Source organism: Cryobacterium sp. TMT2-18-2 (assembly GCF_004402245.1).
GTDB lineage: Bacteria > Actinomycetota > Actinomycetes > Actinomycetales > Microbacteriaceae > Cryobacterium > Cryobacterium sandaracinum.
In genome coordinates this window covers 15,316-40,147 of the sequence record NZ_SOFU01000013.1, presented here as the reverse complement: position 1 = coordinate 40,147, position 24,832 = coordinate 15,316, and the positions used below count along the sequence as shown (strand labels likewise).

Below are 24,832 nucleotides of genomic sequence, written 5' to 3'. Positions count from 1 at the left end.
TGCACGGCCTCGACACGCCCACCGTGTCTGGGAATATGCTGTGTGGCCGATGTCTCTGAAATGCACACTCATACACCCTCGTCGGAACGTGTACATGTCCGGAAGCGATGCGACCCATCTGCGCCGGCGCTGACCAGTAACAGCAACACCCCTGATTTCCGGCACGACGAGGCGCACCCGAAACCCGCCGAAGATGAAGTACGGGGGCGCGTACGTTAGTACTGGGCGAACGTGAGCAGAAACCCGGCGCGGTCAAGGATGTTGTTCTGGTGCCGTTCGCGGTGGCGGCTCAAGTCACGCAGTCTTCGAGGTCGTCGGCCATAGGCGAACGACCTGCTGTTCTTCGAGGCTGTCATAGGGCCGGGGGTGCGTCGCACGTCGCAGCCGCGCTCACAGATCTGTTCGCTTGTACGGTGAGATTGAGGCCAAGGTGCGAGCGGCAAGCGTGTCGCACCCCATCCACGCGCATCTTATTGCGTGCGTCGTCTCTAATCAGCGGAACCGGACCTATCCACGACAGTTCGCGACTCTGTCTCCACCGCGCGTGGACAGCGCACGGAACTCGACATCGTCGCGGTCGACATGATCATCGAAGGTCCCACGGTCATGCCCCCACCGACGAGGAGCGATGACCACTTCGGTTCCCGCCGACGCACCCTTCACGCGCTGCTGCGCCGGTCTGTCTCCGGGGCGGTTCCTCGAAGGAAAAAGGCCCCCAGTGTTCCGGCAAGGGTGGCGAACACGGCGACCGAGTAGGTCGCCAAGAGGATATGTAGCACCCGCGGGAACCCGTCAACCGACGTGATCCCGGACCCGGTCACCGTTGTCAGGGTCGCTTCGAAGAGGGCATCCGCGTAGCTATCGTAGGTGCCCGTTGCGTACAGAAGCTGGCTTGACCCGAGCGCGACGACTGCAGTCACCGCCGCCAGCCACCCGATGCGACTGGTCAGCAGCCGTCCGGCGGAACGTGTGCCCCGAACACTCGCCGACAGGATGCCGCCCAGGCGTCCCACACGAGCCAGACGAAACAGTCGCAAGGACTGGAGCGATCTGAAGAAGCGGAGGAAGGGCACAAGCAGGAAGATCACCTGCCACCAGTTCCGCTTCCAGAACCTCAGCTGGAAGCGTGCGACGTAGGCCCGCAGGAGGAATTCGGCGACGAAGACGAGCCAGAAGACCCAGCCGAGAATCGTCAGACCGCTGACAAGGGCCTCTTGGGTTGCCACCAGTTGCCCGAGGACGACGAACAGAAAGAGCAGACCGAGTATCCCCATCGGTTTGTCCAGTGACCTCGCGAAGGACTCCGCTCGGCTGAGTTTCGCCTCGCGCACCGCAGAGTCGTCGATAGTGTCAACGATTGCCGACCACCCTCCTCTTGTCCTAAGCTCTCACGGGTTCTTTCAGGCAATTCTTTCGTATTCCGGCCTTGCTGCAATGGCAACGCCCGAACGAGCGTCGCGGATTACGAGTCATCCGCGCTCGCACACCCTGTACCGTCTAAGAGACATGCTCATCTAACCCGGAGGACGACATGGCGCTGAGTAACCCGCGACGGCGAGGAACACGCCGCCTGGCCGAGAGCCTCAGCGCGCAACTGTGGCCCGTCCCCGCCATCGCGATCTCGCTCGCTATTGGGCTTGGCATCGGGCTCCCCATCCTCGACCAAGCGATCGACGACGATCTGCCCGCGTGGCTCACCGTCTACCTGTTCCAGGGGGGAGCGGATGCCGCTCGCGCCGTGCTTCAGGCGATTTCCGGGTCGCTCATCACGGTCACCGCGCTGACCTTCTCACTCACCGTCGTCACCCTTCAGCTTGCGAGCAGCCAGTTCTCGCCGAGGCTGCTGCGCACATTCACCAGCGACCGGATCGTGCACACCACCCTAGGGCTGCTGCTCGGCACCTTCGTGTATTCCCTGACGGTGCTGCGCACCGTGCGCACGGGCGACGACAACCGGGATGTGTTCATCCCGCAGATGGCGACGACATTCGCCTATGTGCTCGCGGTCGCGAGTGTCATCGGCCTGGTTGCCTTTCTCGCGCACCTCGTGCGCGAGCTGCGGATCGAGACGATGCTGACCACGGTGCACCGGGAGGCATCCGGTGAGCTCGAGCGCACGTTCCCCGAAGATGCCGGAGCAACGGTGACCGTGCCGTCCGGGGGAGGCTCGGGCGAGATCCTCGTGGGTGCGGCAGAATCTGGGTTCCTCCTCTCGGTTGACGAGCACTCCGTGCGCGAGGTCGCGACCGCCCACTCCGTGGTTATCCGGATCGATGCGCTGCCCGGCTCGTCCCTGGTGCGCGGAGTGCCGCTCGCGACGGTCTGGCCGCAACAGGCGGGCACGGTGATCGCCGCGGACGACGTGGCCGAGCTGCAGACGAGGGTGGCGGCGGCGGTGTCGAGCGGTTCAGAGCGAACGATCGTGCAGGATGCCGGCTTCGGACTGCGCCAGCTCATCGACGTGACGGCCAAGGCGCTCTCGCCGGGCATCAACGACCCGACGACCGCAGTGCACGCGCTCGGGCACGCCGCGGCGCTGCTGTGCGATCTCGCGGGCCGGGACCTCGGGCCTCGACTGCTACGCAACGACCGCGATCGGGTGTGTGTGATCGTGCGCCGGCCGTCCTTCGGCCACTTCCTCGACCTCGTGGTCGCACAACCGCGCCTCTACGGCATTGCCGACCCCGCGGTCACGGGCCGGCTGCTGCGCCTGCTGCAGGAAGTCGCCTGGAACGGCGAGCACCCTGCGGTGCTCGCCGCGGTGCGCGATCAACTGGCGCGGATGCGGGAAGCGATGGCCCGGCAGGAGTGGATCGCCGCGGATCGCTCCCGGCTGAACGTGCTCGCGACCGAGGTCGACGATGCGCTCGACGGACGCTGGTCTGCCACGGCCTACGAAACAGCCTGAGCGGTCCGGAGCGCCTCAGTCCCCGGGTGTGGTACTCGGCTCCGGCACGATACGGCGCCTCGTCGATGACCGGGCTGAGATCGGCGCCGTCGGGAGATTCGAGAGTGCCCTGACGCTGGTCGAGCGAGATATGGGCCCTGGGGACCTGGGATCGGTCGTAGTCGACGTCGCCGGGACCCGGGTTCGGGAGGAGGTCCTCCACTAGCACGAGGGTGAAGCCTCGGGCCCTCAGGTCGGTGATGATTCCGGGCACCGCGTCGACCGCGGCCGTGACGCTGGCGTCCGCGATCATCGCCCATCGAATCGATGGTTCGGCGCTCTCAGAAGTTCCGGGCGAGCCACAAGCTCCGACGCCGATTCGTCCGAGGAACTCTAAAGGTCTAAATCTAAACAGCCTGTGTCGTGGGCCGAACCTCCAGAGGGACGGTCCGGGTCTGAATCTTCAGAGCGATGCGTGCCAGGTTCGCCGAGTGGCGAGCCGGGCGGTCAGGAAGAGCGCAACGCCGACGATTCCGAGGATCGCGGCGAACGTGATTCCCCAGTCCCACACGCTCGACTCGGTATGCACCAGGAGGAGTTCGCGGTCGCTCGTGAAATAGGAGCATCGGACCCCGACGGGAAAGAACGAAAATGCACCGTCCGCGGTCCAGCCTGCTGAGGGCAGAGCCAGCTTGCCTAGTTCGGGGTTCTGATAGCAGGATTCGCCGATACCCGCATGTGAGATGAACGCCAACTGCAGCCCAGCCAAGGCCATGAGGGCCATCGACGGGAGGCCGAGGATCCAAGACCGCCCAGTCACGGCGAGGAGCACGGGAAAAACCGGTCTGTGGAGTTTCATTTCGTGTACCCCCTCCTTAACAAAGTACGTGCTACCAGACACCAGGTAAGCGTTTAGGGACTGACTGGAAAAAATCGCCTGCAGACAGAGTCAAGGCCCATAGCCGAACGTTGAGCGGCGCGGAGCCACGCCTGATCCGCAAGCCCTTGCAGCACACGGGACACAAATCGTCCGCAGTTCCGGGTAAAAGTCTCAGCTAGAAATCAATCCAACGACCATCTGGAGCTTGCGAAATCGCTTTCACGGAACTACTTGGAGGGTTCCTCTCCGCATAGGAGACCAATACCGCGGCGACGATCGCCGCCACGACCGCCAGCACGAGAGCTATCGCGACGATGAGTATCATCCAGGAGGCGGATCCTCGCACCGAATCCGCTCTTCCTGCGATGGCTCCCAACAGCATGGTTCCCGCGGCTGCCCCGACGGCGGCCAGCGAAACGCGCATGCCTGGCCGTCTCTCAAACCATCGGTCAAACAGTGCAATGGAGGCCCAACCTCCAACACCGGCCCCGAGCATATCCGCGCACGGCGCGCAAACTCGGTATCGATCGGAGCCCGAGCGATGTCCGGCCCGTGCATTGGCGCCGTCGCCCGTAAGCCGGAGCATGACTGCCCCAGGACGACGGCCTCCTGATGGATTCCCCGGGCGGAGACCAGCGCGGTGCGAAGTCGCCCTTTCGCGGTCGCGTACCGTGACCGTGCTGTTGACGCAGTGATTTCGAACGTTTCGAAGAGCAGGTCGGGGTCGGTGACGTGCGGGAGGGCGGTGAGGGTCGCCATGATCCCCGATTCTCCCCTATCCGGCCGGAGGCGACCCCCACCGCATCAGCCACGCCAGGAGATAGGCACGGCTGTTGCCGTCGTCGATCCTCTCCTCCGGCAGACTCTCGGCGTCCGCCAAGGCTGCGGATGCGGCCTCCCGGCCCTGCAACGCGGCGTACATCAGTAGGTAGTCCCCGAACATCACGTCGTACCGATCCGCGTCGACGCCGCCGGTCGGCAACGCGTCGGCGAGGTTTGCCTGCACCCGGTCGGGGTCGCCGCCGAGGTATCCGGCGACGGGGCTCATCGGCAGCACCAGGATGCCGAGCATGGCGCTGGGTTCGGCGCTGAACCAGGTGGCGTAGTCGCGCTTGCCTCCCCACACCAGTGAGGTGACGGTGTGTTCGAAGCCCTCATAGACCGGGTCAGCCAGGTCGAAGTCGGTCCAGTAGGCGCGGGAGGATGCCGCCTCGCTGGAGAGCATCCACTCGGCCTCGGTCGCCAGATCCGCCTGCCCGCTCACGTCGCCCCACAGGGCCAGGCCGTTCCACGCGGTCACGGCTTCGGAGCTGGATTCCTGGTTGTTGCCGTCGCCGAACGGCGAGGTGCCGCTGGCCCAGGAATGGCCGGCGTAGGCGTCGAAAACCCGGCGGTCGGGGAAGAAGTCGCTGCCACCACTCGTGGCCAGGTCGGCGGCGAGCAGGTTCATCACCGGTGCCCAGCGCCCGACGGCCTCGGGGTCGTCGGCCGCGACCACCGCGGCGGCGTAGAAGAAGTAGCCGTAGTGGAAGTGGTGGTCGTTGAATTCCTCGGAGCCGAACGAGGTGGCCAGGCCCACAAGACCTTTGGCGTCCGGGTCGTAGACGAAGCAGCGCTCGGTGCCGTCGACGCACCCGTCCGGGTCCATCCACTGGTCCAATGCCTTGGTCAGTCGATCGGTCAGCTCTGTCACGGCGTCGTCGGCGCCCACCTGCCGGGCCACCTCGAGCAGGTTGGCGGCCCGGTAAAGGGACTTGCCGCCGAAGTAGGTGTCGGCGGCGAAGGTCTTCGTGGCCGCCACATCCGATCGCACCTGGTCGGCCAGGCGCTGACGTTCATCGTCGCTGAGCCCCGTGAGGTCCAGGGCACCCGACGGCGCGATCGTGGGCACAGACCAGGACAGCGTCGTGCCAAGGCACACCGAGAGCCCCCCATAGATGCTCGAGTATTCCCCCTCTCCGCAGTCGACGTCATCCGCGAGGCCCGCCAGTTGATGCGGCATCGCGGCGACCAGGGTGTCGCCGCCGTCACTGGTGTCGTAGTGGATGGTCGTGGTCGCTGATTCCGCATCGGTTCGGTACTCGACGCTGGTGCCCACAACCGGGTGCACCGCTGCCTCGGCGAAGGTTTCGAGCTCGCCGCCTTCCGGCAGTGCGAACCAGGTGACGGATTGGCCGGCCTCGAGCGACAGGTCGGTGCCGTCTGAAAGCGTTCCCGCGCTGACCAGGCCGTAGGTGCTGCCGGCCACATCGGCCGTCCACACGCCATCCGCTGTCTCCGTAAAGGCGGTCGACATCGACACGGCAACATCCGTCGCCGCCGTGAACGACACGAACGGTGAGCCTCGGGCGATCACCGTGCGGCCGAGCTCCGAACCATCGCTGGACTGGCTGACGGTGACCGACGCCTCATCGTATGCCGTCACCTCCTGATCCGGGTTACCTTCGGATGCGCCGATGCGTACGCCGATCTGCCCGGTGAAGCCGCCGCGGATCACGTTGGTGTCAGCTGACACCTCCGGCAGTCCGAAGGCGAATCCACTGTCGGTGAGTTGGAACGACAGCGGCAATGGGAACACGGGCATGGACTCCTCACCGAACACCAGGCCGGAGAACCACCGGTTGGTCGGCGGGATGAGCCCGTCGGCCAGTCGCGCTGCCGGTAGGTCCTTCACGGTCCGTTGAGGCATGTCCTCGACGAGCGAGGAAACCTCGCTGGTGGGGAAGACGGCCGCCCCCGACGAGGCCGCTTTAGCCGTTGCCGGCGCCGTTGCCGGCGCCGAGGTCGGCGCGGGGGCATCCGTCATGGTGCACGCCGCGAGGGCAACGACAGTCAGGACGGCAGCGGCCACGGTGATCGATATCTTCGGTGACTTGTGCATACTCATAGGCCGATCGTTTGAAGGAAGTTGAACAGGCCGTCGCTGGCGCCGGCGAGGGGGCCGTCGTCGCGCAGGGCGATCGTCGCCGTCACCGGCGTTCCGGGAGCGATGAGACCGTTCGAGGCACCGTCGACCAGGTCTGGACTGAGCACCTTGGCCGTGGTCTCCGCCTGGCCGTCCGTCGTCTGCACATCCAGGGCTTCCATGGTGCCGGCCATCCGGGTCTGATTGGGCAGCACGATGTCCACGGCAGCGCCGGGTTCGATTCTGGCGTAGTCGCCGCTGGTGAGCACGTAGTCTGCTGACACGAACAGGGAACCGGTCTTGTCGATGACGGCGAGCACCTGGCCGGCCTGAACGAACGAGGCTCGCTCGGTGCTGATGTCGGTGACGGTGCCGTCGACGGACGCGGTGAGGGTGAGCACCCCGTCGTCGGCCACCGAGTATGCGACGGTGTCCGCCGTCACCAGCCCCTCGGCGAGATCGGCCAGCAGGGTGGGACTGTGCAGTGTGAACAAGGGTTGGCCCGCCGTGACCTGGTCGCCATCGTCGACGAGTCGGTCCAGTACGGTTCCGCCGTAGTCGGATCCCACCGGATACTCGGCCGCTTGGATCGAGGCCGAAACGCTCATCACCTGCGCCTGCCGTTGATTGAAGATCAGCGTGAGCACGGCCACGATGCCGACGACCATGATGAGGCCGAAAAAGAGTTTGAATCGATTGGCCCAGGTCATGCGGGCACCACCTCTCGGGTCTGTCCGTGCGGGGAGGATACGGGTCGGCCTTCGGGTGCCGATCGCCGCCCTGACATGCGACGCCGGGAGCGGGCCTGCCGTGCCCGGCGCGACTCGAACATGGCCGTGACAACGAAGGTGCCGAGGATGAGGGTGTTCGTCACGTTCCAGGCCGTGGCCAGGGTGAGCGTGCCGATGCCGACATCACGCCAGATTGCAACCATCGAGGTCAGGAGGAGGAATACGAAGAACAGCACCTGGGGGATCATGAAGTCGAACGGCGACCGCACCCTGGATTTGTCGCCGGTGGCGCTCCAGTGCTGCTCTTTGCCGACGAGGACGTTGATCAGCGCTGCCACGTAGATGGGGAACGATGCTGTGACGAGCATGAGAGTCTCCCAGCGGAACGAGCCCATCGTGTAGAACGCCAGCACCACCTGCATCAGATAAAAGCCCGCGTAGTACAGCAGCCAGGTCACCACGGTTGTGGAGATGTTCATCGGTTGCAGGTCGAAGAAGATTTCCAGTGGCGGCACCAGCAACAGCAGCAGGGGGGCGATCCCGGTGAGGTAGAAGGATGCCGTCACCAGGTACTGCAGGCGCTGGTCGAAGGTGAGACTGCGGCGCCGGCTCAGCGGGTTGCTCTGAAACAGGATCTCGAAGCCGCCGGTAGCCCAGCGCAGCTGCTGCTTGGTGTACGCCTCCACGGTGTCTGGTGCATGCCCGGTCGCCAGCACCGTGGGGATGTAGATGGTCTTCCAGCCCCGCTCGTGCAGTTTGAGCGACGTCCAGACGTCTTCGGACTTGGAGTCGGTGTACATGCCACCAACGTCGTTGATGGCATCCCGGCGGAAGATAACGTTGGTTCCCACGCAGAACGCGGCGTTGAACCGGTTGCGTCCGGGTTGGATGAACCTGTAGAAAACGGCTTGCATGTATCCGGCGCCGCGCGAGATGACGTTGTGCAGGTTGCTGTAGGCCTGCGGGGTCTGCACGAAGGCGACCTTGTCATCGATGAAGAACGGCAGGGTCTCGATCAGGAACTCGCGTTCGGGCACGAAGTCAGCGTCGAAGATCACGAAGTACTCCGCCGTGCTCATCGTGAGCGCGTGATTGACGTTGCCCGCCTTGGCGCCATTCGAGCTCAGCCGGCGGAGGTAGCGCACGCCCAACTCCGCGGCAAGGTCACGTACGTCGTCTGAGTGGCCGTCATCGAGCACCCAGGTCAGGTGCTCGCCCTGCATCGCCCGCACCGCGGTAACAGTTGTCCGGATCACGTCGATGTCCTCGCCATAGGTGGTGACGAACACGTCGACGGTGGCCGGCTGGTCGCCCAGGTGCAGGGGCCACCGCTCTGGCCGGTCCGCCAAGCCATCCTTGGCAACGGATCGGGTGTGCACGAGGCTCGCCCGCGCCTGGTGGAAGTTGAATTCCCGTGGGTCGCCCGACCCGGACAGGATCGTCCACATGGACAGCAGTGCCTGGAAGATCAGGATCGACTCGGCCAGGATGACCAGCGAATAGGGCAACCAGTCTCCTCGACTGGCCGGGTTCAACAAGAATGACGAGTAGGCGAGGATGCCGAGGGTGGCGATCAGCACCAGCATCACGAGCGACGGCGACTGGGCGTGGGCCGAGGCCATTGGTCGGCGCGGGCGGATGCCGGTCGTCGCTTCGTGCGCGGGGATCCGGTGCATGGCTTCCGGTAGTACCACCGATTCCGGTGGAATGGGTGCGCCATCGCGGGGATGGAGGGTGGCCATCTGTCTCTCTTTCACTGCCGGATTCGGGTCCGGGATTCGCAAACGGGGTCTCGGGCGAGGTTCGCGGGGGTGTGCTGAACGTCGATAGTGCCCGGGAGCGCACGTGAAGGACCCATCTTGACAGGCAGGGAATGCTGACTGGAGGAGAATGGGTGGGCTTCGTCGGCCGTGGTTCGCAGGATCTATCGAGATCGGGATCCGAAACGGATCGGGATGAGGAAGCAACGACGAGGCGCCACTGGGTCTGGGTGGCTGAGACAACGAGCGGGAAGGTCTAGTTCGACCGTTCGATGTGGCGGTTATAAGCACGCTAAGAGAAGATCAAACGATCCGCAAAGTCGTTGCCGAAGATTTCTCGCTTTCGTAACAACACCGTAACCTCGCTATAGGCCGCCTGCCGACCGGCGCCGCTGCAGCATGGGGCAGATCGGACACCCCACCGGCGGCATCGGAGACCGGGTTCAGGCTGAAGCGGGACGCGCAGGCATACCTCGACACCGTTGAGGTGTCGAGGCTCCAGGGGGCGTACATCGCGCCGAGCGACGGTCTCTCGCTCGTGTGTGTTCTCGGAGCAGACTGGCTCGCGGCGCACAAGACCGCCGTCAAGCCGACGTGGGGAGCCCGTGCCGTCGGCTCGATCCGTCACACCACGGTGCAGACCTGGATCTCGAAACTTGCGTAGGACCAGCGGCCGGCGCGCATACCTCTCGCACCAGCAGGTCGAGCGGCTGGCTGTGGAATCGAAATACCCCGACTTCGTTGGCTTTCTGGCGTACACCGGTCTCAGGTGGGGGGAGGCGACCGGACTCAGGGTCAGGCACATCGACCAGGCGACGCGGAGCTTCCGGATTGAGGAGGACGCCGTCAGTGTGAACGGCTATGTCGTGGTCGGCACTCCGAAGACCCACGAGTGCCGCTCGGTCGACTACCCGGCATTCCTGGACAGCGCGATAGCGAACGCGAGCCAGGGCAACAGTGCCGACGCGCTGCTCTGGGGTGACGGCGTGATTAACCTGACCCCAGGCCATGCGCACAAGGGCTGGTTCAGGGGTGCCGTCATGCGCGTGCGTGCCTCCGAGGAGAAACAGCCAGCGAGGCCAAGCGCCTCAAGCGGGAGGAGCCTCCGATCATGCCGCGGGTGACCCCGCACGACCTGCGACACACGGCGGCATCACTCGCGATCAGCGCGGGCGCGAACGTCAAAGCGGTGCAGCGAATGCTCGGCCACGCTTCCGCCGCGATGACTCTCGACCGCTCTGCCGACCTGTTCGGGGACGACCGGGACGACGTTGCCGAGGCACTCGACGCAGGAAACCGGCGCCATATCCTCGTAAACCAGTCGATTCGGGGGTGTTGGGCGACGAGCATCGGGTCGTGATACGGGTTCAAATCCCACCGGTACCGCGCCAGGGTTGTTCTTAGAACTGGTTGATTCTGTTCCTAGAACTCGTCCCAAAACGAATGGCCTCCGACGTTTCGGAGGCCGTTCGTCGATTCCGGGGTGGATTGTCCTCGCGGGGAGGGGTTTCCTGAACAGTATCCCCTGGAGGCAACGAGGGCCCCGGTCACGTCACTCGAACGCCGACTGGAGCGACCTGCTTCGGCGTCGACGTGGTTCAGGCGCGCGCTATCGTGCGTGAGTGCGGGCGAAGGCGGATGCCGCGGCGACCTGCTCCGGCGCCGGCCGCACCCCGGTGTAGCGCTCGAACTGCTCCGCTGCCTGCAGCGCGATGACCTCGGCCCCCGTGATCACGGTCTTGCCTGCCGCGCGCGCGGCCCGGATGAGCGGAGTCTCCGCGGGCAACGCCACCACGTCGAACACGCAGGTCGCGTCGGCGAGCACCTCGGCGGAATAGGACAGGTCGTTCGCCTCGGCACCGCCGGTCATGCCGATCGGGGTGACGTTCACGAGCAGCGGTGCGGTGAGGCCGGTCGGCTCGGCCGCCCAGCGGTAGCCGAGCTCGGTGGCGAGAGTCCGGCCTCGAGCCTCGTTCCGGGCGATCAGGGTGCCGTGCTCGAACCCGGAATCGCGGAAGGCCGCTGCGACGGCCTTCGCCATTCCGCCGCTGCCGCGGAGCAGGAACGGGGTGGTCGGGTCGAGGGCGCGCGCGCGGATCAGATCGGCGGCGGCGATGTAGTCCGTGTTCGAGGCCCGCAGGCAGCCGTTGTCGTTGACGATCGTATTGATCGACGCGATGGCGCTCGCCGAGTCATCCAACTCGTCGACCAGGGCGATGACGTCTTCCTTGAAGGGCATCGACACGGAGCAGCCACGGATGCCCAACGCCCGCACGCCGCCGATCGCGGCGGCAAGATTCGTCGTGGTGAACGCCTTGTAGATGAAATCGAGCCCCAGCTCGGCGTACAGGTAATTGTGGAAACGCGTGCCGAAATTGCTGGGCCGGGTGGCCAGGGAGATGCACAGGCGGGTGTCTTTGGTGAGCAGGGGCTGCAGTGTCATGCGGTCAAGTTTAGGAGCGGAAGCGCCGGCGCAAGCCCGGGCGGGAGGAGCGGGACCCAGTCAGCCGGCGGTGGACTCCCGCACGATCAGCTCCGGTTGGAACTCGATCTGCTCGTGCACGAAATCGTCGCCGCCAGCGGCTTCGCGCAGCAGCAGGTCGACGGCCGTGTGGCCGATCAGGGCGCTCGGCTGGCGGATCGAGGAGAGCGGCACGATGGCTGCCGCCGCGAAAGCGATGTCGTCGTAGCCGATGAGCGCCACGTCTTCGGGGACCCGCACATCGCCCAGCATGCTCAGGGCCTGCAGCACGCCGATGGCGAGCAGGTCGTTCGCCGCGAACACGGCGTCCGGCCGGTCGACCGGGTCGCGGGCGCGCAACTGCTCGCCCACGAAACGCCCCTGCAGCACCGAGAGGGACTCCGTGCTGATCACCTCGAGCGACACGTTCGGATGCTCCCGCACGGCCTGGCGCGCGCCCTCCAGCCGGTCGGCAACCTGACGGATGCTCTGCGGCCCACCCACGAACGCGATCCGGGTGCGCCCAATCGAGGCCAGGTGCTCCGCGGCGAGGTGCCCGCCGGCCACGTCGTCGACGGCCACGGAGGAGAAGCTGTGGTCGGCTGTCTGCCGGTCGACGAGAACGGTGGGAGTGCCGCGGGCGCGCAGCCGCACGAGCCGGTCCCCGACCTCGCCGAGCGGGGAGATCAAGACTCCGTGCACACGCTGCTCTTCGAACAGGTCGAGGTAGGCACTCTCCCGGTCGATGTTCTCGTCGCTGTTGCCGAGAAGCAGGGTGAGACCCGCTTCGGCGGCCCGGTCCTCGGCGCCGCGCGCGATATCCGTGAAGAACGGGTTGGCGACGTCGAGCACGACGAGCCCGATGCTGCGGCTGCGGCCGGCCCGCAGTTGCCGGGCAGCGTCGTTGCGCACGAAGCCGAGGTCGGAGATTGCCGTCTGCACCCGTTCCACGGTTGCCGGGGAAACCTTGCCCGGCCGGTTGAGCACATTGGAGACGGTGCCGACCGACACCCCGGCGCGAGCCGCGACTTCGCGCACACTCACCGTTGCCATCGTCACCCTTTCGCCCCGCGCGTTGCTGCCTCTAGGTGAAGTGTAGATCACCGCACCGCAGATTGAAACGAATCAATACGCGAGACCCATTCGAGGTCTCGGTTGAATCTCATTGCGGGAATTGCACTTTTTCTGCTGTTGACGGATGCCCCAACCTCACCCTATATTCGCTGATACACGATCTCTGAAACGATTCACCCTCAATGTGGAGGCACTCGACGCCATGCAAACTGAATCCCTGCCCGCAGGCGATCGGCCACCCGAACCTCGCTTGACCCTCTCCGGTGCCGTCAAGGCATTCGGACCGGTCGTCGCCCTCGCAGACGGGAACATCGAAATCCTCCCGGGTGAGATCCACGCCCTGGTCGGGGAGAATGGGGCCGGCAAGTCCACCCTCGTGAAAATCCTGGCCGGGCTCTACCGCCTCGACGCCGGTGAGTTCCAGGTTGAAGGGCAGCCGGTGTCGTTCCGCACCGTGGCCGACAGCAAGGGCGCCGGCATCTCCGTGATCTATCAGGAACCCACCCTGTTCCCCGACCTCACGGTGGCCGAGAACATCTTCATCGGGCGCCAGCCGAAAGGCAGGCTGGGCCTGATCAGTCGGGCCGCCATGCGCACCGCCGCCCGCGACCTGTTCGACCAGCTCGGCGTGCGCATCGACCCCAACCGGGTGGCCGAGGGCCTGTCGATTGCCGACCAGCAGATCATCGAGATCGCCAAGGCCATCTCCCAGGGCGCCATGGTGCTCGTCATGGACGAGCCGACCGCCGCGCTGTCGGGCATCGAGGTGGAGCGCCTGTTCCAAGTTGCCCGCAACCTGCGGGGCCAGGGCGCGGGCATCCTCTTCATCTCGCACCGGTTCGACGAGGTGTTCGCCCTCTGCGACCGCATCACCGTGATGCGGGACGGCCGCTACATCGCGACTCACGTCACCAGCACGGTGACCGTCGACGCGATCGTGCACGAGATGGTGGGACGCGATGTCGGGGCGCTGTTCCCCAAGGAGGTCGCCCCGGTGGGCGACACCGTGCTCTCCGTGAAGGGGCTCGGCCGCGCCGGCCTCTTCGCAGACGTGACCTTCGACGTCAAGGCCGGCGAGGTCGTGGCCCTCGCCGGACTCGTCGGGGCCGGGCGCACGGAGGTCGCCCGGGCCGTCTTCGGCATCGACCCCTACGACCGCGGCACGGTCGAGTTCCTCGGACAGCGCCTCAAAGCGCACAGCCCCAAGGCCGCGATCGACGCCGGCATGGGTTTCGTGCCCGAGGACCGCCGCAAGCAGGGACTCGTGATGGACCTGTCCGTGGGCCGCAACACCGCGCTGACCCTGCGCGACCGGGTCGCCCGCTTCGGCATCATCAACGGCCGCGCCGAACGCGCCGCCGCCGTCGAGTGGAGCCGGCGGCTGCAGGTCAAGACCTCCTCGCAGGAATACGCCGCATCCACCCTCTCCGGCGGAAACCAGCAGAAGGTCGTGCTCGCCAAGTGGTTGGCCACCGACCCGAAGTTTCTGATCGTCGACGAACCCACTCGCGGCATCGATGTAGGTACCAAGAGCGAGGTTCACCGGCTCATCTCCGACCTCGCCAATCGGGGAATCGCCATCCTGATGATCTCGAGCGAACTGCCCGAGGTGCTCGGCATGGCCGACCGGGTGCTCGTCATGCACGAGGGGCGCATCACCGCCGAGCTGAGCCGCGCCGAAGCCACTCCCGAATCGATCATGCACGCGGCCACCGCGTCACTGGAGCGTACACAATGACCACTGCCCCGACCCGGCCGCCCGGCACGGGTGAGCACACCCCCGCCGCGGCGCCGTCCCGACTGGGAGCCCTCCTCCGCCTTCGGGAACTGCCCGTCACCGTGGCGCTGATCGCCCTGGTGATCATCACCACCGTGGTGAACCCGCTATTCCTCAGTCCCCAGGGGGTCAAGGACCTGCTGCTGAACGCGACCATCGTGATCATCCTCGCCGTCGGCCAGGCCCTCGTGATCATCACCCGCAACGTCGACCTCTCGGTCGGCTCCATCCTCGGCCTGGTCGCGTTCGGCACCGGCACCCTCTTCGCGACCGTTCCGGGCCTCCCGATCATCGTCGTGTTCCTGGCCGGGATGCTGCTGGGCGCCGTCCTCGGCGCGATCAACGGCCTCCTGGTGACGGTCGCCAAGGTTCCCGCGCTCGTGATCACCCTCGGCACGCTCTATATCTATCGCGGGCTCAACAACGCCTGGGCCGGCGGCACGCAGTACTTCGCCGGGGACCGGCCCGACGCTTTCGGTTCGCTCTCGGTCGACACCGTGCTCGGCTTTCCGCTGATCACCCTGATCGCCATCGTCGTCGTCGTGATCGTGGCCGTCTACCTGGCGGGCACACGCCCCGGCCGCGACCTCTACGCGATCGGCTCGGACCCGGATGCCGCGACACTGTTCGGCATCCCGGTCAGCCGCCGCGTGTTCCTGGCCTTCCTGACCAACGGGGTGCTCGCCGGCCTCGCCGGGGTGCTCTACGCCAGCCGCTTCAACTCGGTCGGAGCCACCACCGGCAGCGGACTCGAGCTTGCCGTCGTCGCCGCGGCGGTCGTCGGCGGTGTGGCCATCTTCGGCGGCAGTGGCTCGGTCGTCGGCGCGGCCATGGGGGCCTTGCTCCTCACCACCATCACCAGCGCTCTCACGGCCCTGCGGGTCGACAAGTTCTGGCAAGAGGCCATCGTCGGCGTGCTGATCCTCAGCGCCATCATCATCGACCGGATCGCCAGCGTGCGAACGGCCCGCAAGCTCCGAACCAGTGAGGCCCGCAATGTCTGAGCCCAGCTCTTCCGCCATCCGCAGCGCGCCGGTGCCGCCGGCGGACAAGATCTCCTCCCTCGACACCCGGCTCATCGACACCACCAAGACCCTGCCGACCGAGCCGAAGGGCCGCACCGGGGCCGCCCGCATCCTGCTCGGCCGCGACGCGATCATGATCTACCTGCTGCTCGCCTTCGTGCTCTACGCGAGCATCGCGATTCCTCGCTTCGCCTCCCCGGTCACGGTCGGCTTCCTGCTGCTCGACGTGATCCCGGTGCTCCTGATCGCCATGCCGATGACCCTGGTCATCATCACCGGCGAGATCGACCTGTCCGTGGCAAGCATCGCCGGGCTGACCAGCGCGCTGATGGGCGTGCTCTGGGCCTCCGGCCTCGACATCGAGCTGGTCCTGGCGATCAGCCTCTTCGCCGGGGTGGTGGCCGGAGCCTTCAACGGGTTTCTGATCGCGGTGGTCGGGTTGCCGTCGCTGGCGGTCACCATCGGTACCCTTGCGCTCTACCGGGGGCTGGCGCTCGTGGTGATCGGCGACAATGCCGTCGCCAACTTCCCGCCCGAGCTCACGTCCTTCTTCACCTCGAAGATCGGCGGCACGGGCATCCCGACCGTGATGATCGGCGTCGCCGCCGTGGCCCTGTTCTTCGGGGTGTTGCTGCACCTGACCCCGTTCGGTCGCGGCCTTTACGCCCTCGGCTTCAGCGCGGAGGCCGCCACCTTCGTCGGCATCCGGGTGGCACGGGCCAAGTTCTGGCTCTACGTGGGCACCGGGTCAGTGTCGGCGCTCGCCGGGATCTACTGGACCCTGCGTTACTCCAGCGCCCGCAGTGACAACGCCAGCGGCCTCGAGCTCACGGTGATCGCGGCCGTTCTGCTCGGCGGGGTCTCGATCTTCGGCGGCAAGGGGTCGATCCCCGGGGTCATCGCGGGCGTGCTCCTGATCGGCACCATCAACTTCTCCCTTCGGCTCGAGCGGATCTCCGACGTGGTGCTCATCATCGTCACCGGATCCCTTTTGATCGCATCCGTTGTCGCACCGAGTGTTTTCGAGGCGCTCCAACGCTGGCGGCACGGCCGCAGGATGCACAAAACACTTCCCCAGGTACCTGCCTCGGGATCAATCAGCGCCACCGCACCTGGCGTCCAGGAAAGGAAATGACAATGGAGTTCATTCGCAATCACACCCGGAAAGGCGCGGCAGCCCGGCGGCTCGCGACGGTGACCGCGGTCGTCGCCGCCGTCGCACTGCTTGCCGGCTGCGCCTCCGACACCGGGACCGACTCCGCCGGCGGCGGAACCGACGGCGACCTCAGCATCACCTTTATCCCCAAGCAGCTCAACAACCCGTACACCGACGTGGTGCTCGGCGGCGGGGAGGCCGGCGCCGAAGAGGCCGGGTTCGCCGCGACCGAGGTCGTCGGCCCGCTCGAGGCCAGCGCGTCCAGCCAGGTGTCCTTCATCAACGCGGAGACCCAGGCCGGCACGAAAGTCATCGTGATCGCCGCCAACGACCCGGATGCCGTGGGTCCGGCCCTCGAGGAAGCCCGGGCCGCGGGCGCCAAGATCGTCGCCTTCGACTCGGACACCAACCCAAAGTACCGCGACGTGTTCATCAGCCAGGTCGTCGCCAAGGACGTCGCCCTGATCCAGGTCGAGCTGATCGCAGAACAGATCGGCGGCTCCGGTGAAATCGCGATCCTGTCGGCCACCGCGAACGCCACCAACCAGAACGAGTGGATCAAGTTCATGGAGGAGGAGCTCGCCTCCAACCCCGCGTACAAGGACATCACCCTGGTGGCGAAGGTCTACGGCGACGACGACGACACGAAGTCGTTCCAGGAGGCCCAGGGTCTGATGCAGGCCTACCCGAACCTCAAGGGAATCGTCTCGCCGACGACGGTCGGCATCGCCGCCACGGCCCGCTACCTCTCGACCTCGGAGTACAAGGGCAAGGTCGCGCTGACCGGGCTCGGCCTGCCGAACGAGATGCGACCGTTCGTCAAGGACGAAACCGTCACCGCGTTCGCCCTCTGGGACCCGGCCCAGCTCGGCTACGTCGCCGCGTTCGCCGGCAAGGCGCTCGCCGACGGCGACATCACCGGCGCCGAGGGTGACACCTTCGAGGCCGGCGAATTGGGCGAGCGCGAGGTCGGCGCCGACGGCATCGTCATCGTCGGCCCGCCGACGGTCTTCGATGCCGACAACATCGACGAGTACGACTTCTAGGTCGCACGCGCGCCGCACTGAATCGCGGCACCCGGTGGGGCGGATGCCCAGGCATCCGCCCCACCGTCCCTACTCATGCAGTCCCGCGGCGAGCGCCGCGGTGCTCTCCGACAGGAGCCAGCCATGAACGAGAATCTTCGCCGCTCGGCCAGCGAACTGCTGGAGCCGAAGAAACGCAGACCCACCCGGATCGGGTTGGTCTCCGGGGGACTTGGCGCCTACTGGCCACAGTTCCCCGACCTGCTGCCGCAGCTGCAGGCATCCTCCCGCTATGTCACCGAACGCTTCGACCAGCTCGATGCCGAGGTGGTCGACGTCGGGTTCATCTCCGACGCGCAGGAAGCCGGCATTGCCGCCGAGAAGCTGCGGCTGGCCGACTGCGACCTGATCGTGGTGTTCCTCGCCACCTACCTGACCTCGTCGATGGTGCTGCCGATCGCGCAGCGGGCTAAGACGCCCGTGCTGGTGATCGACCTGCAGCCGACCGAGGCCATGGACCATGCCGCCTTCGACACCGGACAGTGGCTCGCCTACTGCGGCCAGTGCCCGGTGCCGGAGGTCGCCAATGTGTTCCGGCGGGCCGGCATCACGTTTCGCTCGGTGTCCGGTTACCTCCGCCAGGAGAGCGCCTGGGACCGCATCATCTCGTGGGTGCACGCGGCCGGCGTGCGCGCCACGCTCCGGACCGCGCGGCACGGCCTGATGGGCCACCTCTACCCGGGCATGCTCGACGTGTCCACCGACCTCAGCAGCGTCTCGACCACCTTCGGCTCGCATGTCGAGGTGCTCGAATTCGACGACCTCCGCGAGCGCGTGAACCAGGTGACGGATACCCAGATCGCCGACCGCATGCTCCTCGCCGAGCAGCTGTTCCAGGTCGACGCCTCCGTCAATGACGAGGACTTCGCCTGGGGCGCGAAGGTCTCCGTGGGCCTCGACCGGCTCGTGGCGGACTTCGACCTCGACTCGCTCGCCTACTACCACCGCGGCCTCGCCGGTGAGCAGCACGAACGGCTGGGCGCCGGCATGATCCTCGGCGCCTCGATCCTGACCGCCCGGGGCATCCCGATGGCCGGGGAATACGAGCTTCGCACCTCGATCGCGATGCTCGCCAGCCACGCGATCGGCGCCGGCGGCTCGTTCACCGAGATCCAGGCGCTCAACTTCTTCGACGGCGTGGTCGAGATGGGCCACGACGGCCCCGCTCACCTGGCGGTCAGCGCCCGGGACCCACTGCTGCGCGGTCTCGGCGTCTACCACGGCAAACGCGGCTGGGGGGTCTCCGTGGAGTTCGACGTCACGGCCGGGCCGGTCACCACCTTCGGCATCGGGCAGGATCCCGACGGCCGCTACGTGTTCATCACCGCCGAGGGCGAGGTCGTTCCCGGGCCGCTGCTCGCCATCGGCAACACGACTTCCCGCGTCGATTTCGGCGGCGACCCCGGAGTCTGGGTGGACGAATGGAGCCAGACCGGCATCGGCCACCACTGGGCTCTCTGCCTCGGGCACCGCGCCGTCGACATCAAGGCCGCCGCTAGCCTGCTCGGCCTGGAACACCGGCACGTCACGCTCGGGGGGCGGTAGTCCGTGCAGCGCGTGTGCTTCCAACTTCAGGTCAAGCCCGACCGGATCGAGGAATATACCCGGCGGCACGCCGCCGTCTGGCCGGAGATGTTGCGGGCCCTGCACGAAACCGGTTGGCAGAACTACTCCCTGTTCCTCCGGCCCGACGGCCTCTTGATCGGGTACTTCGAGACGGAGTCCCTCGCGGCGGCGCAGGCGGGAATGGCGGCCACCGAGGTGAACGCCCGCTGGCAGGCCGAGATGGCTGAGTTCTTCGAGAACCTCGAGGGCGCTCCGGACGAGGACTTCCTTCGGCTTGCCGAGGTGTTCCACCTCGAGGACCGGCTTGACTCGATTGATGCAGTTGAAACGATTCATCTAGAATTCAAACCGACCCCCACAGAGAAGTGACACGACGATGACGACATTCGACTCCATCACCGCCCAGCTCGCGGCGCAGGCCATCGAGCTGCCCTCCTGGGCCTTCGGCAACTCCGGCACCCGGTTCAAGGTGTTCTCCACCCCCGGCACGCCGCGCACCATCCAGGAGAAGATCGCCGACGCCGCCCAGGTGAACGAATACACCGGGCTGGCGCCGACGGTCGCGCTGCACATCCCCTGGGACAAGGTCGACGATTACCCGGCACTGTGCGACTACGCCGGCGAGCGCGGGCTGACGCTCGGAACGGTCAACTCGAACACGTTCCAGGATGACGCCTACAAATTCGGCAGCCTTACCCACACGGATGCCGCGGTGCGCCAGAAGGCCATCGATCACCACTTCGAGTGCATCGACATCATGCACTCAACCGGGTCCGTCGACCTCAAGATCTGGCTCGCCGACGGCACCAACTATCCCGGCCAGGGCGATATCCGCGGCCGTCAGGATCGCCTCGCGGACTCCCTTGCCACGATCTACGCCCGCCTCGGGAAGAGCCAGCGACTCGTGTTGGAGTACAAGTTCTTCGAGCCCGCTTTCTACCACACGGATGTCCCCGACTGGGGAACCAGCTACGCCCAGGTCGCGGCCCTCGGCGACCGGGCACTGGTCTGCCTCGACACCGGCCACCACGCCCCCGGCACCAACATCGAGTTCATCGTCGCGCAGCTGCTCCGCCTCGGAAAGCTCGGCTCCTTCGACTTCAACTCCCGCTTCTACGCCGACGACGACCTGATCGTGGGCGCGGCCGACCCGTTCCAGCTGTTCCGCATCCTCTACGAGGTGATCCGCGGTGGCGGCCTCGGCTCGAACTCGACCGTGGCGTTCATGCTCGACCAGTGCCACAACGTGGAGGACAAGATCCCCGGCCAGATCCGCTCGGTGCTGAACGTGCAGGAGATGACGGCGCGCGCGCTACTCGTCGACCGCGAGGCGCTCACCGCGGCGCAGGAGTCCGGGGACGTGCTCGTCGCCAACGGCCTGCTGATGGACGCCTTCTACACGGATGTCCGGCCCGACCTGGCAGCCTGGCGCGAGTCTCGCGGACTCGCGGCGGACCCCATGGTCGCCTACGCGGCATCCGGTTACCAGCAAACGATCGCGGCCGACCGCGTCGGCGGCATCCAGGCCGGCTGGGGTGCCTAGCCTCGTCCCACAAGCAACTGTTGCCGTTTCGGACAACTGTGGCCGCCACGCCGGCATCAGTTGTCCGAAACGGCGACAGTCGTTGCTCCCAGAGTCTCACCGAACCGATTTTTGAAAGAAAGTGTCGCAATGACAAACCCCACCGCTGCCGAACTCATCGCCCGGTCCAACCGGCTCGGCTCCGACCCTCGCAACACGAATTATGCCGGCGGTAACACCTCCGCCAAGGGCACCGAGATCGACCCCGTCACGGGCGAGAGGATCGAGCTGCTCTGGGTGAAGGGGTCAGGGGGAGACCTGGGAACGCTGACCGAGTCGGGCCTGGCCGTGCTGCGCCTCGACCGGATGCGCGCCCTCGCCGGTGTCTATCCCGGGCTCGACCGGGAGGACGAGATGGTCGCGGCCCTCGACTACACCCTGCACGGCAAGGGCGGCGCGGCCCCCTCCATCGACACGCCCATGCATGGGCTCGTCGATGCGGCGCACGTCGACCACCTGCACCCCGACTCCGGCATCGCGATCGCGACCGCTTCCGACGGCGAGGCTCTCACGTCTACGATCTTCGGCGACCGGGTGGCGTGGGTGCCGTGGCGCCGGCCGGGCTTCCAGCTCGGCCTCGACATCGCGGCGATCAAGGATGCCAACCCGCAGGCCGTCGGCTGCATCCTCGGCGGCCACGGCATCACCGCCTGGGGAGAGACCAGCGATGAGGCCGAGGCCAACTCGCTCTGGATCATCCAGACCGCCGCCGCGTACATCGCCGATCACTCCACGGCCGAGCCTTTCGGCCCGGAACTGGCCGGCTTCACCCCGCTCGCGCCCGAAGAGCGCCGCGCCAGGGCGGCGGCCCTCGCCCCGACGATTCGGGGTCTGGTGTCCACGGATGCCGCCAAGGTCGGCCACTTCACGGATGCCCCCGAGGTGCTCGACTTCCTGTCCCGTGCCGAGCACCCCCGACTGGCGGCCCTCGGCACGAGCTGCCCCGACCACTTTCTCCGCACGAAGGTCAAGCCGCTGCTGCTCGACCTGCCGGCCACGGCATCCGCCGCCGACTCCCTCGCTCGCCTTCTGGAGTTGCACGAGCAGTACCGGACCGACTACCAGGCGTATTACGACCGGAACGCGGCGGCCGAGTCGCCCGCGATCCGCGGCGTGGACCCGCTGATCGTGCTCATCCCGGGCGTCGGCATGTTCAGCTACGGCGCGAACAAGCAGACCGCTCGGGTCGCCGGCGAGTTCTACCTCAATGCCATCAACGTGATGCGCGGCGCCGAAGGGCTCTCCAGCTACGCGCCGATCGACGAGGCCGAGAAGTTCAGGATCGAGTACTGGGCGCTCGAAGAGGCCAAGCTGGTGCGGATGCCCGCGTCCAAGCCGCTCACCGGCCGGGTCGCCCTGGTGACCGGGGCGGCATCCGGCATCGGCAAGGCCATCGCCACCCGCCTCGCGGCGGAGGGCGCCTGCGTCGTGATCGCCGACCTCGACCTTACGAAGGCGCAAGGCGCGGCAGCCGAAATCGGTGGGACGGATGTCGCGATCGGGGTGCAGGCCGACGTCACCGACGAGGGCCAGGTGCAGGCATCCGTCGACGCTGCCCTGCTCGGGTTCGGCGGGCTCGACCTCGTGGTCAACAACGCGGGCCTCTCGCTCTCGAAGTCGCTGTTGGAGACCACCGTCGCCGACTGGGACCTGCAGCACAACGTGATGGCCAAGGGGTCCTTCCTCGTTTCCCGGGCGGCGGCCCGCGTGCTGATCGACCAGAAGCTCGGCGGCGACATCATATATATCTCCTCGAAGAACTCGGTCTTTGCCGGCCCGAACAACATCGCCTACTCCGCGACCAAGGCCGACCAGGCGCACCAGGTGCGGCTGCTGGCGGCCGAGCTCGGCGAGTACGGCGTGAAGGTCAACGGCATCAACCCCGACGGGGTCGTCCGCGGCTCGGGCATCTTCGCCGGCGGCTGGGGCGCCAAGCGCGCCGCCGTCTACGGCGTACCGGAGGAGGAGCTCGGCACGTACTACGCGCAGCGCACGCTGCTCAAGCGCGAGGTGCTGCCCGAGAACGTCGCCAACGCGGTTTTCGTGCTCTGCACGAGCGACCTCAGCCACACAACCGGACTGCACATCCCGGTCGACGCCGGCGTCGCCGCCGCCTTCCTGCGATGAGCACCGCCGAGCCCGACCCTTCCGGTCGAGCCCTACCGTTGCGCCTGGCCAACTCGACCGCATCCGTCGAACTCGGCGAACTCGTCGAACTCGGCCGGGCCGGCGCCGGCCTGCCGAGAGCAGGGCTCAACTCGTGGTGAGATCACGGTACAGCGCGGGCACGGTCGCCGCGATCGACCTCGGCGCATCGAGCGGCCGGGTCATGCTCGGCCGTGTCGGCCACAACGAGTTGCGCCTGCGGCCGGTGGCACGCTTTCCGAACAACCCGGTCCGCACCATCGACGGGCTGCACTGGAACATTCTCGAGCTCTACCGCAACGTGCTCGTCGGCCTCCACGCCGCCGTTCGGGAGGAGCCGAGGCTGATCAGCGCGGGGATCGATTCCTGGGCGGTTGATTACGCGCTCCTGCGCGGCCGGCGGATGCTTGGCAACCCTTACCATTACCGCGACGAACGCACCGGGGGAGGAGTGCACGCTACCCACGACCTCGTCGCTCCGGCCGACCTCTACGCCGGCAACGGCCTCCAATTCCTGCCGTTCAACACGCTCTACCAGCTCGCCGCCGACCGTCTGGCCGGCAGCCTCGACGACGTCGACACGATGCTGCTGATCCCGGACCTGCTCGGCTTCTGGCTGACGGGGGAGCAGGTCGCCGAGCGCACGAACGCGTCGACGACCGGGCTGCTGCGGATCGGGGGCGGGTCGCGCGCAGCGGCCGGGCGAACCGTCGCGGCAGCTGCCATCTCGGCGGCCACGGTAACGGCCGCCTCGGCCGCCGCGGACTGGGACGATGCTCTCATCGAGCGGCTGGGCCTGCCCCGGTCGATCTTCCCCCGACTGGTCAGCGCGGGGGAGCGGATCGGGTCCCTGCTGCCCGATGTCGCTGCCGAGATCGGATCGGCCACGCGCCTGGATCTCCTCGCCGTCGGGTCGCACGACACAGCATCCGCCATCGTGGCCGTGCCCATGACCGGCGACACTGACGCCTTCATCTCCTCGGGCACCTGGTCGCTCGTCGGAGTCGAACTGGCCTCGCCGGTGCTGACCGAGGCGAGCCGCGCCGCCAACTTCACCAACGAGGGCGGCGTCGACGGCCGGGTGCGCTACCTGCGCAATGTCATGGGTTTGTGGCTGCTCAGCGAGTCGCTGCGCACCTGGGAGGCGCAGGGCAGCACGTTCGAGCTGCCGTTCCTGCTGGCCCAGGCCGCGCAGGTGACCGGCCCGGTCACGGTCTTCGCCGTGGACGACCCCCGTTTCCTGGCACCCGGAGACATGCCGGCGCGCATCCGTTCCTACTGCGCCGAGCACGGCTTGCCGGTGCCGGGCACCCCGGTCGAACTCGTGCGCAGCATCGTCGAGAGCCTCGCGGCTGCCTATGCCGAGACCCTCCGGGCCGCGAGCGAGCTGTCGGGAATGAGTGTCCGTGCGGTGCATATCGTCGGCGGTGGGTCGCAGAACGACCTGCTCTGCCAGCTCACCGCGAACCGAACGGGGCTGACCGTGCTGGCCGGCCCCGTCGAGGCCACCGCGATCGGGAACGTGCTCGTGCAGGCCCGTGCCCAGGGTCTTGTGACCGGAAGCCTCGACAGCCTGCGCGCCCTGGTCGCCCAGGCGTATGCCCCGCGGCGCTACCGGCCCGCGGCCTGACGTGTGCCGGTGCTGCCTGCCTCGGGGCGGAGCCGCCCCGACTGCCCGCCGCGGTCGAGAAGGGGCCAGGGTGGATGGCGCACAGGGGCGCCTATGTCCCGGGCCCCGGGGTGTCGGTGCGCGAGGTACGCGTCGCTGAACGCCCAAATTCAGTCGTCGTCACGGTGA

The 24,832-nt window shown here is 67.0% G+C and carries 21 protein-coding genes; 14 read left to right on the top strand and 7 right to left on the bottom strand.

Translation table 11 applies throughout. From position 1 onward, the window contains the following. Positions 1–659: 659 nt before the first annotated feature. Entirely contained in the window at positions 660–1,274 is a 615-nt protein-coding gene (locus E3O22_RS04300) for a hypothetical protein (RefSeq protein ID WP_134395338.1), read from the bottom strand. A 257-nt stretch (positions 1,275–1,531) separates the two neighbouring features. Between E3O22_RS04300 and E3O22_RS04295 the strand changes: the two genes are divergently transcribed. Then, positions 1,532–2,908 (top strand): DUF2254 domain-containing protein, encoded by a 1,377-nt coding sequence (locus tag E3O22_RS04295; RefSeq protein WP_134395337.1) that lies wholly within the window; start codon positions 1,532–1,534, stop codon positions 2,906–2,908. A 442-nt stretch (positions 2,909–3,350) separates the two neighbouring features. Here E3O22_RS04295 and E3O22_RS04290 read toward each other — a convergent pair whose 3' ends face one another. The 4 genes from E3O22_RS04290 to E3O22_RS04275 form a co-directional block, all read right to left on the bottom strand. Further along, positions 3,351–3,746 (bottom strand): hypothetical protein, encoded by a 396-nt coding sequence (locus E3O22_RS04290; RefSeq protein WP_134395336.1) that lies wholly within the window; start codon positions 3,744–3,746, stop codon positions 3,351–3,353. A 796-nt stretch (positions 3,747–4,542) separates the two neighbouring features. Beyond that, a complete protein-coding gene (locus E3O22_RS04285; protein ID WP_134395335.1) occupies positions 4,543–6,654 on the bottom strand; it encodes a glycosyl hydrolase in 2,112 nt (703 codons plus the stop codon). After that, a complete protein-coding gene (locus E3O22_RS04280) occupies positions 6,651–7,382 on the bottom strand; it encodes an HlyD family efflux transporter periplasmic adaptor subunit (RefSeq protein ID WP_134395334.1) in 732 nt (243 codons plus the stop codon). The genes E3O22_RS04285 and E3O22_RS04280 overlap by 4 nt, the downstream gene beginning before the upstream one ends. Next, entirely contained in the window at positions 7,379–9,145 is a 1,767-nt protein-coding gene (locus E3O22_RS04275) for a glycosyltransferase family 2 protein (RefSeq protein ID WP_241976508.1), read from the bottom strand. The genes E3O22_RS04280 and E3O22_RS04275 overlap by 4 nt, the downstream gene beginning before the upstream one ends. 505 nt (positions 9,146–9,650) lie before the next feature. Between E3O22_RS04275 and E3O22_RS15820 the strand changes: the two genes are divergently transcribed. Genes E3O22_RS15820 through E3O22_RS04265 form a run of 3 tightly spaced genes read left to right on the top strand, consistent with a single transcriptional unit; the run spans position 9,651 to position 10,523 of the window. Further along, a complete protein-coding gene (locus tag E3O22_RS15820) occupies positions 9,651–9,827 on the top strand; it encodes a hypothetical protein (protein ID WP_166784550.1) in 177 nt (58 codons plus the stop codon). Beyond that, a complete protein-coding gene (locus E3O22_RS04270) occupies positions 9,820–10,287 on the top strand; it encodes a hypothetical protein (protein WP_134395333.1) in 468 nt (155 codons plus the stop codon). The genes E3O22_RS15820 and E3O22_RS04270 overlap by 8 nt, the downstream gene beginning before the upstream one ends. After that, the gene (locus tag E3O22_RS04265) at positions 10,275–10,523 is read left to right on the top strand and encodes a tyrosine-type recombinase/integrase (RefSeq protein ID WP_134395332.1); all 249 of its coding nucleotides are present in this window, start codon (positions 10,275–10,277) and stop codon (positions 10,521–10,523) included. Before E3O22_RS04270 ends, E3O22_RS04265 begins: the two co-directional genes overlap by 13 nt. A 249-nt stretch (positions 10,524–10,772) precedes the next feature. Here E3O22_RS04265 and E3O22_RS04260 read toward each other — a convergent pair whose 3' ends face one another. Together E3O22_RS04260 and E3O22_RS04255 are read right to left on the bottom strand one after the other, a co-directional pair. Then, on the bottom strand, positions 10,773–11,606 hold the full coding sequence (locus E3O22_RS04260; protein WP_134395331.1) for a shikimate 5-dehydrogenase: 834 nt from the start codon (positions 11,604–11,606) through the stop codon (positions 10,773–10,775). Between the two features lie 60 nt (positions 11,607–11,666). Continuing rightward, positions 11,667–12,677: a LacI family DNA-binding transcriptional regulator gene (locus E3O22_RS04255; protein ID WP_134395330.1), complete on the bottom strand. Its 1,011-nt coding sequence runs from the start codon at positions 12,675–12,677 to the stop codon at positions 11,667–11,669. Positions 12,678–12,900: 223 nt separating this feature from the next. Between E3O22_RS04255 and E3O22_RS04250 the strand changes: the two genes are divergently transcribed. The 10 genes from E3O22_RS04250 to E3O22_RS04210 all read left to right on the top strand — a co-directional run bounded on the left by E3O22_RS04250 (position 12,901) and on the right by E3O22_RS04210 (position 24,664). Next, complete coding sequence (locus E3O22_RS04250) at positions 12,901–14,436, top strand: sugar ABC transporter ATP-binding protein (RefSeq protein WP_134395329.1); 1,536 nt, start codon at positions 12,901–12,903, stop codon at positions 14,434–14,436. Next, positions 14,433–15,479, top strand: coding sequence for an ABC transporter permease (locus E3O22_RS04245; RefSeq protein WP_134395328.1), 1,047 nt, complete (start codon positions 14,433–14,435; stop codon positions 15,477–15,479). Before E3O22_RS04250 ends, E3O22_RS04245 begins: the two co-directional genes overlap by 4 nt. Next, a complete protein-coding gene (locus E3O22_RS04240) occupies positions 15,472–16,635 on the top strand; it encodes an ABC transporter permease (protein ID WP_134395327.1) in 1,164 nt (387 codons plus the stop codon). Before E3O22_RS04245 ends, E3O22_RS04240 begins: the two co-directional genes overlap by 8 nt. Before the next feature lie 2 nt (positions 16,636–16,637). After that, positions 16,638–17,702, top strand: coding sequence for a rhamnose ABC transporter substrate-binding protein (gene rhaS, locus E3O22_RS04235; protein ID WP_134395326.1), 1,065 nt, complete (start codon positions 16,638–16,640; stop codon positions 17,700–17,702). Positions 17,703–17,825: 123 nt separating this feature from the next. Further along, positions 17,826–19,286 carry an L-fucose/L-arabinose isomerase family protein gene (locus tag E3O22_RS04230; RefSeq protein ID WP_134395325.1) on the top strand — a complete coding sequence of 487 codons (1,461 nt, stop codon included), beginning with the start codon at positions 17,826–17,828 and terminating at the stop codon, positions 19,284–19,286. A 3-nt stretch (positions 19,287–19,289) separates the two neighbouring features. Further along, positions 19,290–19,676 (top strand): L-rhamnose mutarotase, encoded by a 387-nt coding sequence (locus tag E3O22_RS04225; protein ID WP_134395324.1) that lies wholly within the window; start codon positions 19,290–19,292, stop codon positions 19,674–19,676. A 7-nt stretch (positions 19,677–19,683) separates the two neighbouring features. Continuing rightward, a complete protein-coding gene (rhaI, locus tag E3O22_RS04220) occupies positions 19,684–20,850 on the top strand; it encodes an L-rhamnose isomerase (RefSeq protein WP_134395323.1) in 1,167 nt (388 codons plus the stop codon). A gap of 129 nt (positions 20,851–20,979) precedes the next feature. Further along, positions 20,980–23,016: a bifunctional aldolase/short-chain dehydrogenase gene (locus E3O22_RS04215; protein WP_134395322.1), complete on the top strand. Its 2,037-nt coding sequence runs from the start codon at positions 20,980–20,982 to the stop codon at positions 23,014–23,016. Continuing rightward, a complete protein-coding gene (locus tag E3O22_RS15815) occupies positions 23,013–23,156 on the top strand; it encodes a hypothetical protein (RefSeq protein ID WP_166784549.1) in 144 nt (47 codons plus the stop codon). The genes E3O22_RS04215 and E3O22_RS15815 overlap by 4 nt, the downstream gene beginning before the upstream one ends. 62 nt (positions 23,157–23,218) lie before the next feature. After that, positions 23,219–24,664, top strand: coding sequence for a rhamnulokinase family protein (locus E3O22_RS04210; RefSeq protein WP_134395391.1), 1,446 nt, complete (start codon positions 23,219–23,221; stop codon positions 24,662–24,664). Positions 24,665–24,832 lie beyond the last annotated feature (168 nt).

Excerpts from the sequence above, each read along its gene's own strand:
- E3O22_RS04300 (WP_134395338.1), bottom strand. The coding sequence starts at position 1,274 with ATGGGGATACTCGGTCTGCTCTTTCTGTTCGTCGTCCTCGGGCAACTG.
- E3O22_RS04295 (WP_134395337.1), top strand. The coding sequence starts at position 1,532 with ATGGCGCTGAGTAACCCGCGACGGCGAGGAACACGCCGCCTGGCCGAG.
- E3O22_RS04290 (WP_134395336.1), bottom strand. The coding sequence starts at position 3,746 with ATGAAACTCCACAGACCGGTTTTTCCCGTGCTCCTCGCCGTGACTGGG.
- E3O22_RS04285 (WP_134395335.1), bottom strand. The coding sequence starts at position 6,654 with ATGAGTATGCACAAGTCACCGAAGATATCGATCACCGTGGCCGCTGCC.
- E3O22_RS04280 (WP_134395334.1), bottom strand. The coding sequence starts at position 7,382 with ATGACCTGGGCCAATCGATTCAAACTCTTTTTCGGCCTCATCATGGTC.
- E3O22_RS04275 (WP_241976508.1), bottom strand. The coding sequence starts at position 9,145 with ATGGCCACCCTCCATCCCCGCGATGGCGCACCCATTCCACCGGAATCG.
- E3O22_RS04265 (WP_134395332.1), top strand. The coding sequence starts at position 10,275 with ATGCCGCGGGTGACCCCGCACGACCTGCGACACACGGCGGCATCACTC.
- E3O22_RS04260 (WP_134395331.1), bottom strand. The coding sequence starts at position 11,606 with ATGACACTGCAGCCCCTGCTCACCAAAGACACCCGCCTGTGCATCTCC.
- E3O22_RS04255 (WP_134395330.1), bottom strand. The coding sequence starts at position 12,677 with ATGGCAACGGTGAGTGTGCGCGAAGTCGCGGCTCGCGCCGGGGTGTCG.
- E3O22_RS04250 (WP_134395329.1), top strand. The coding sequence starts at position 12,901 with ATGCAAACTGAATCCCTGCCCGCAGGCGATCGGCCACCCGAACCTCGC.
- E3O22_RS04245 (WP_134395328.1), top strand. The coding sequence starts at position 14,433 with ATGACCACTGCCCCGACCCGGCCGCCCGGCACGGGTGAGCACACCCCC.
- E3O22_RS04240 (WP_134395327.1), top strand. The coding sequence starts at position 15,472 with ATGTCTGAGCCCAGCTCTTCCGCCATCCGCAGCGCGCCGGTGCCGCCG.
- rhaS (WP_134395326.1), top strand. The coding sequence starts at position 16,638 with ATGGAGTTCATTCGCAATCACACCCGGAAAGGCGCGGCAGCCCGGCGG.
- E3O22_RS04230 (WP_134395325.1), top strand. The coding sequence starts at position 17,826 with ATGAACGAGAATCTTCGCCGCTCGGCCAGCGAACTGCTGGAGCCGAAG.
- rhaI (WP_134395323.1), top strand. The coding sequence starts at position 19,684 with ATGACGACATTCGACTCCATCACCGCCCAGCTCGCGGCGCAGGCCATC.
- E3O22_RS04215 (WP_134395322.1), top strand. The coding sequence starts at position 20,980 with ATGACAAACCCCACCGCTGCCGAACTCATCGCCCGGTCCAACCGGCTC.
- E3O22_RS15815 (WP_166784549.1), top strand. The coding sequence starts at position 23,013 with ATGAGCACCGCCGAGCCCGACCCTTCCGGTCGAGCCCTACCGTTGCGC.
- E3O22_RS04210 (WP_134395391.1), top strand. The coding sequence starts at position 23,219 with ATGCTCGGCCGTGTCGGCCACAACGAGTTGCGCCTGCGGCCGGTGGCA.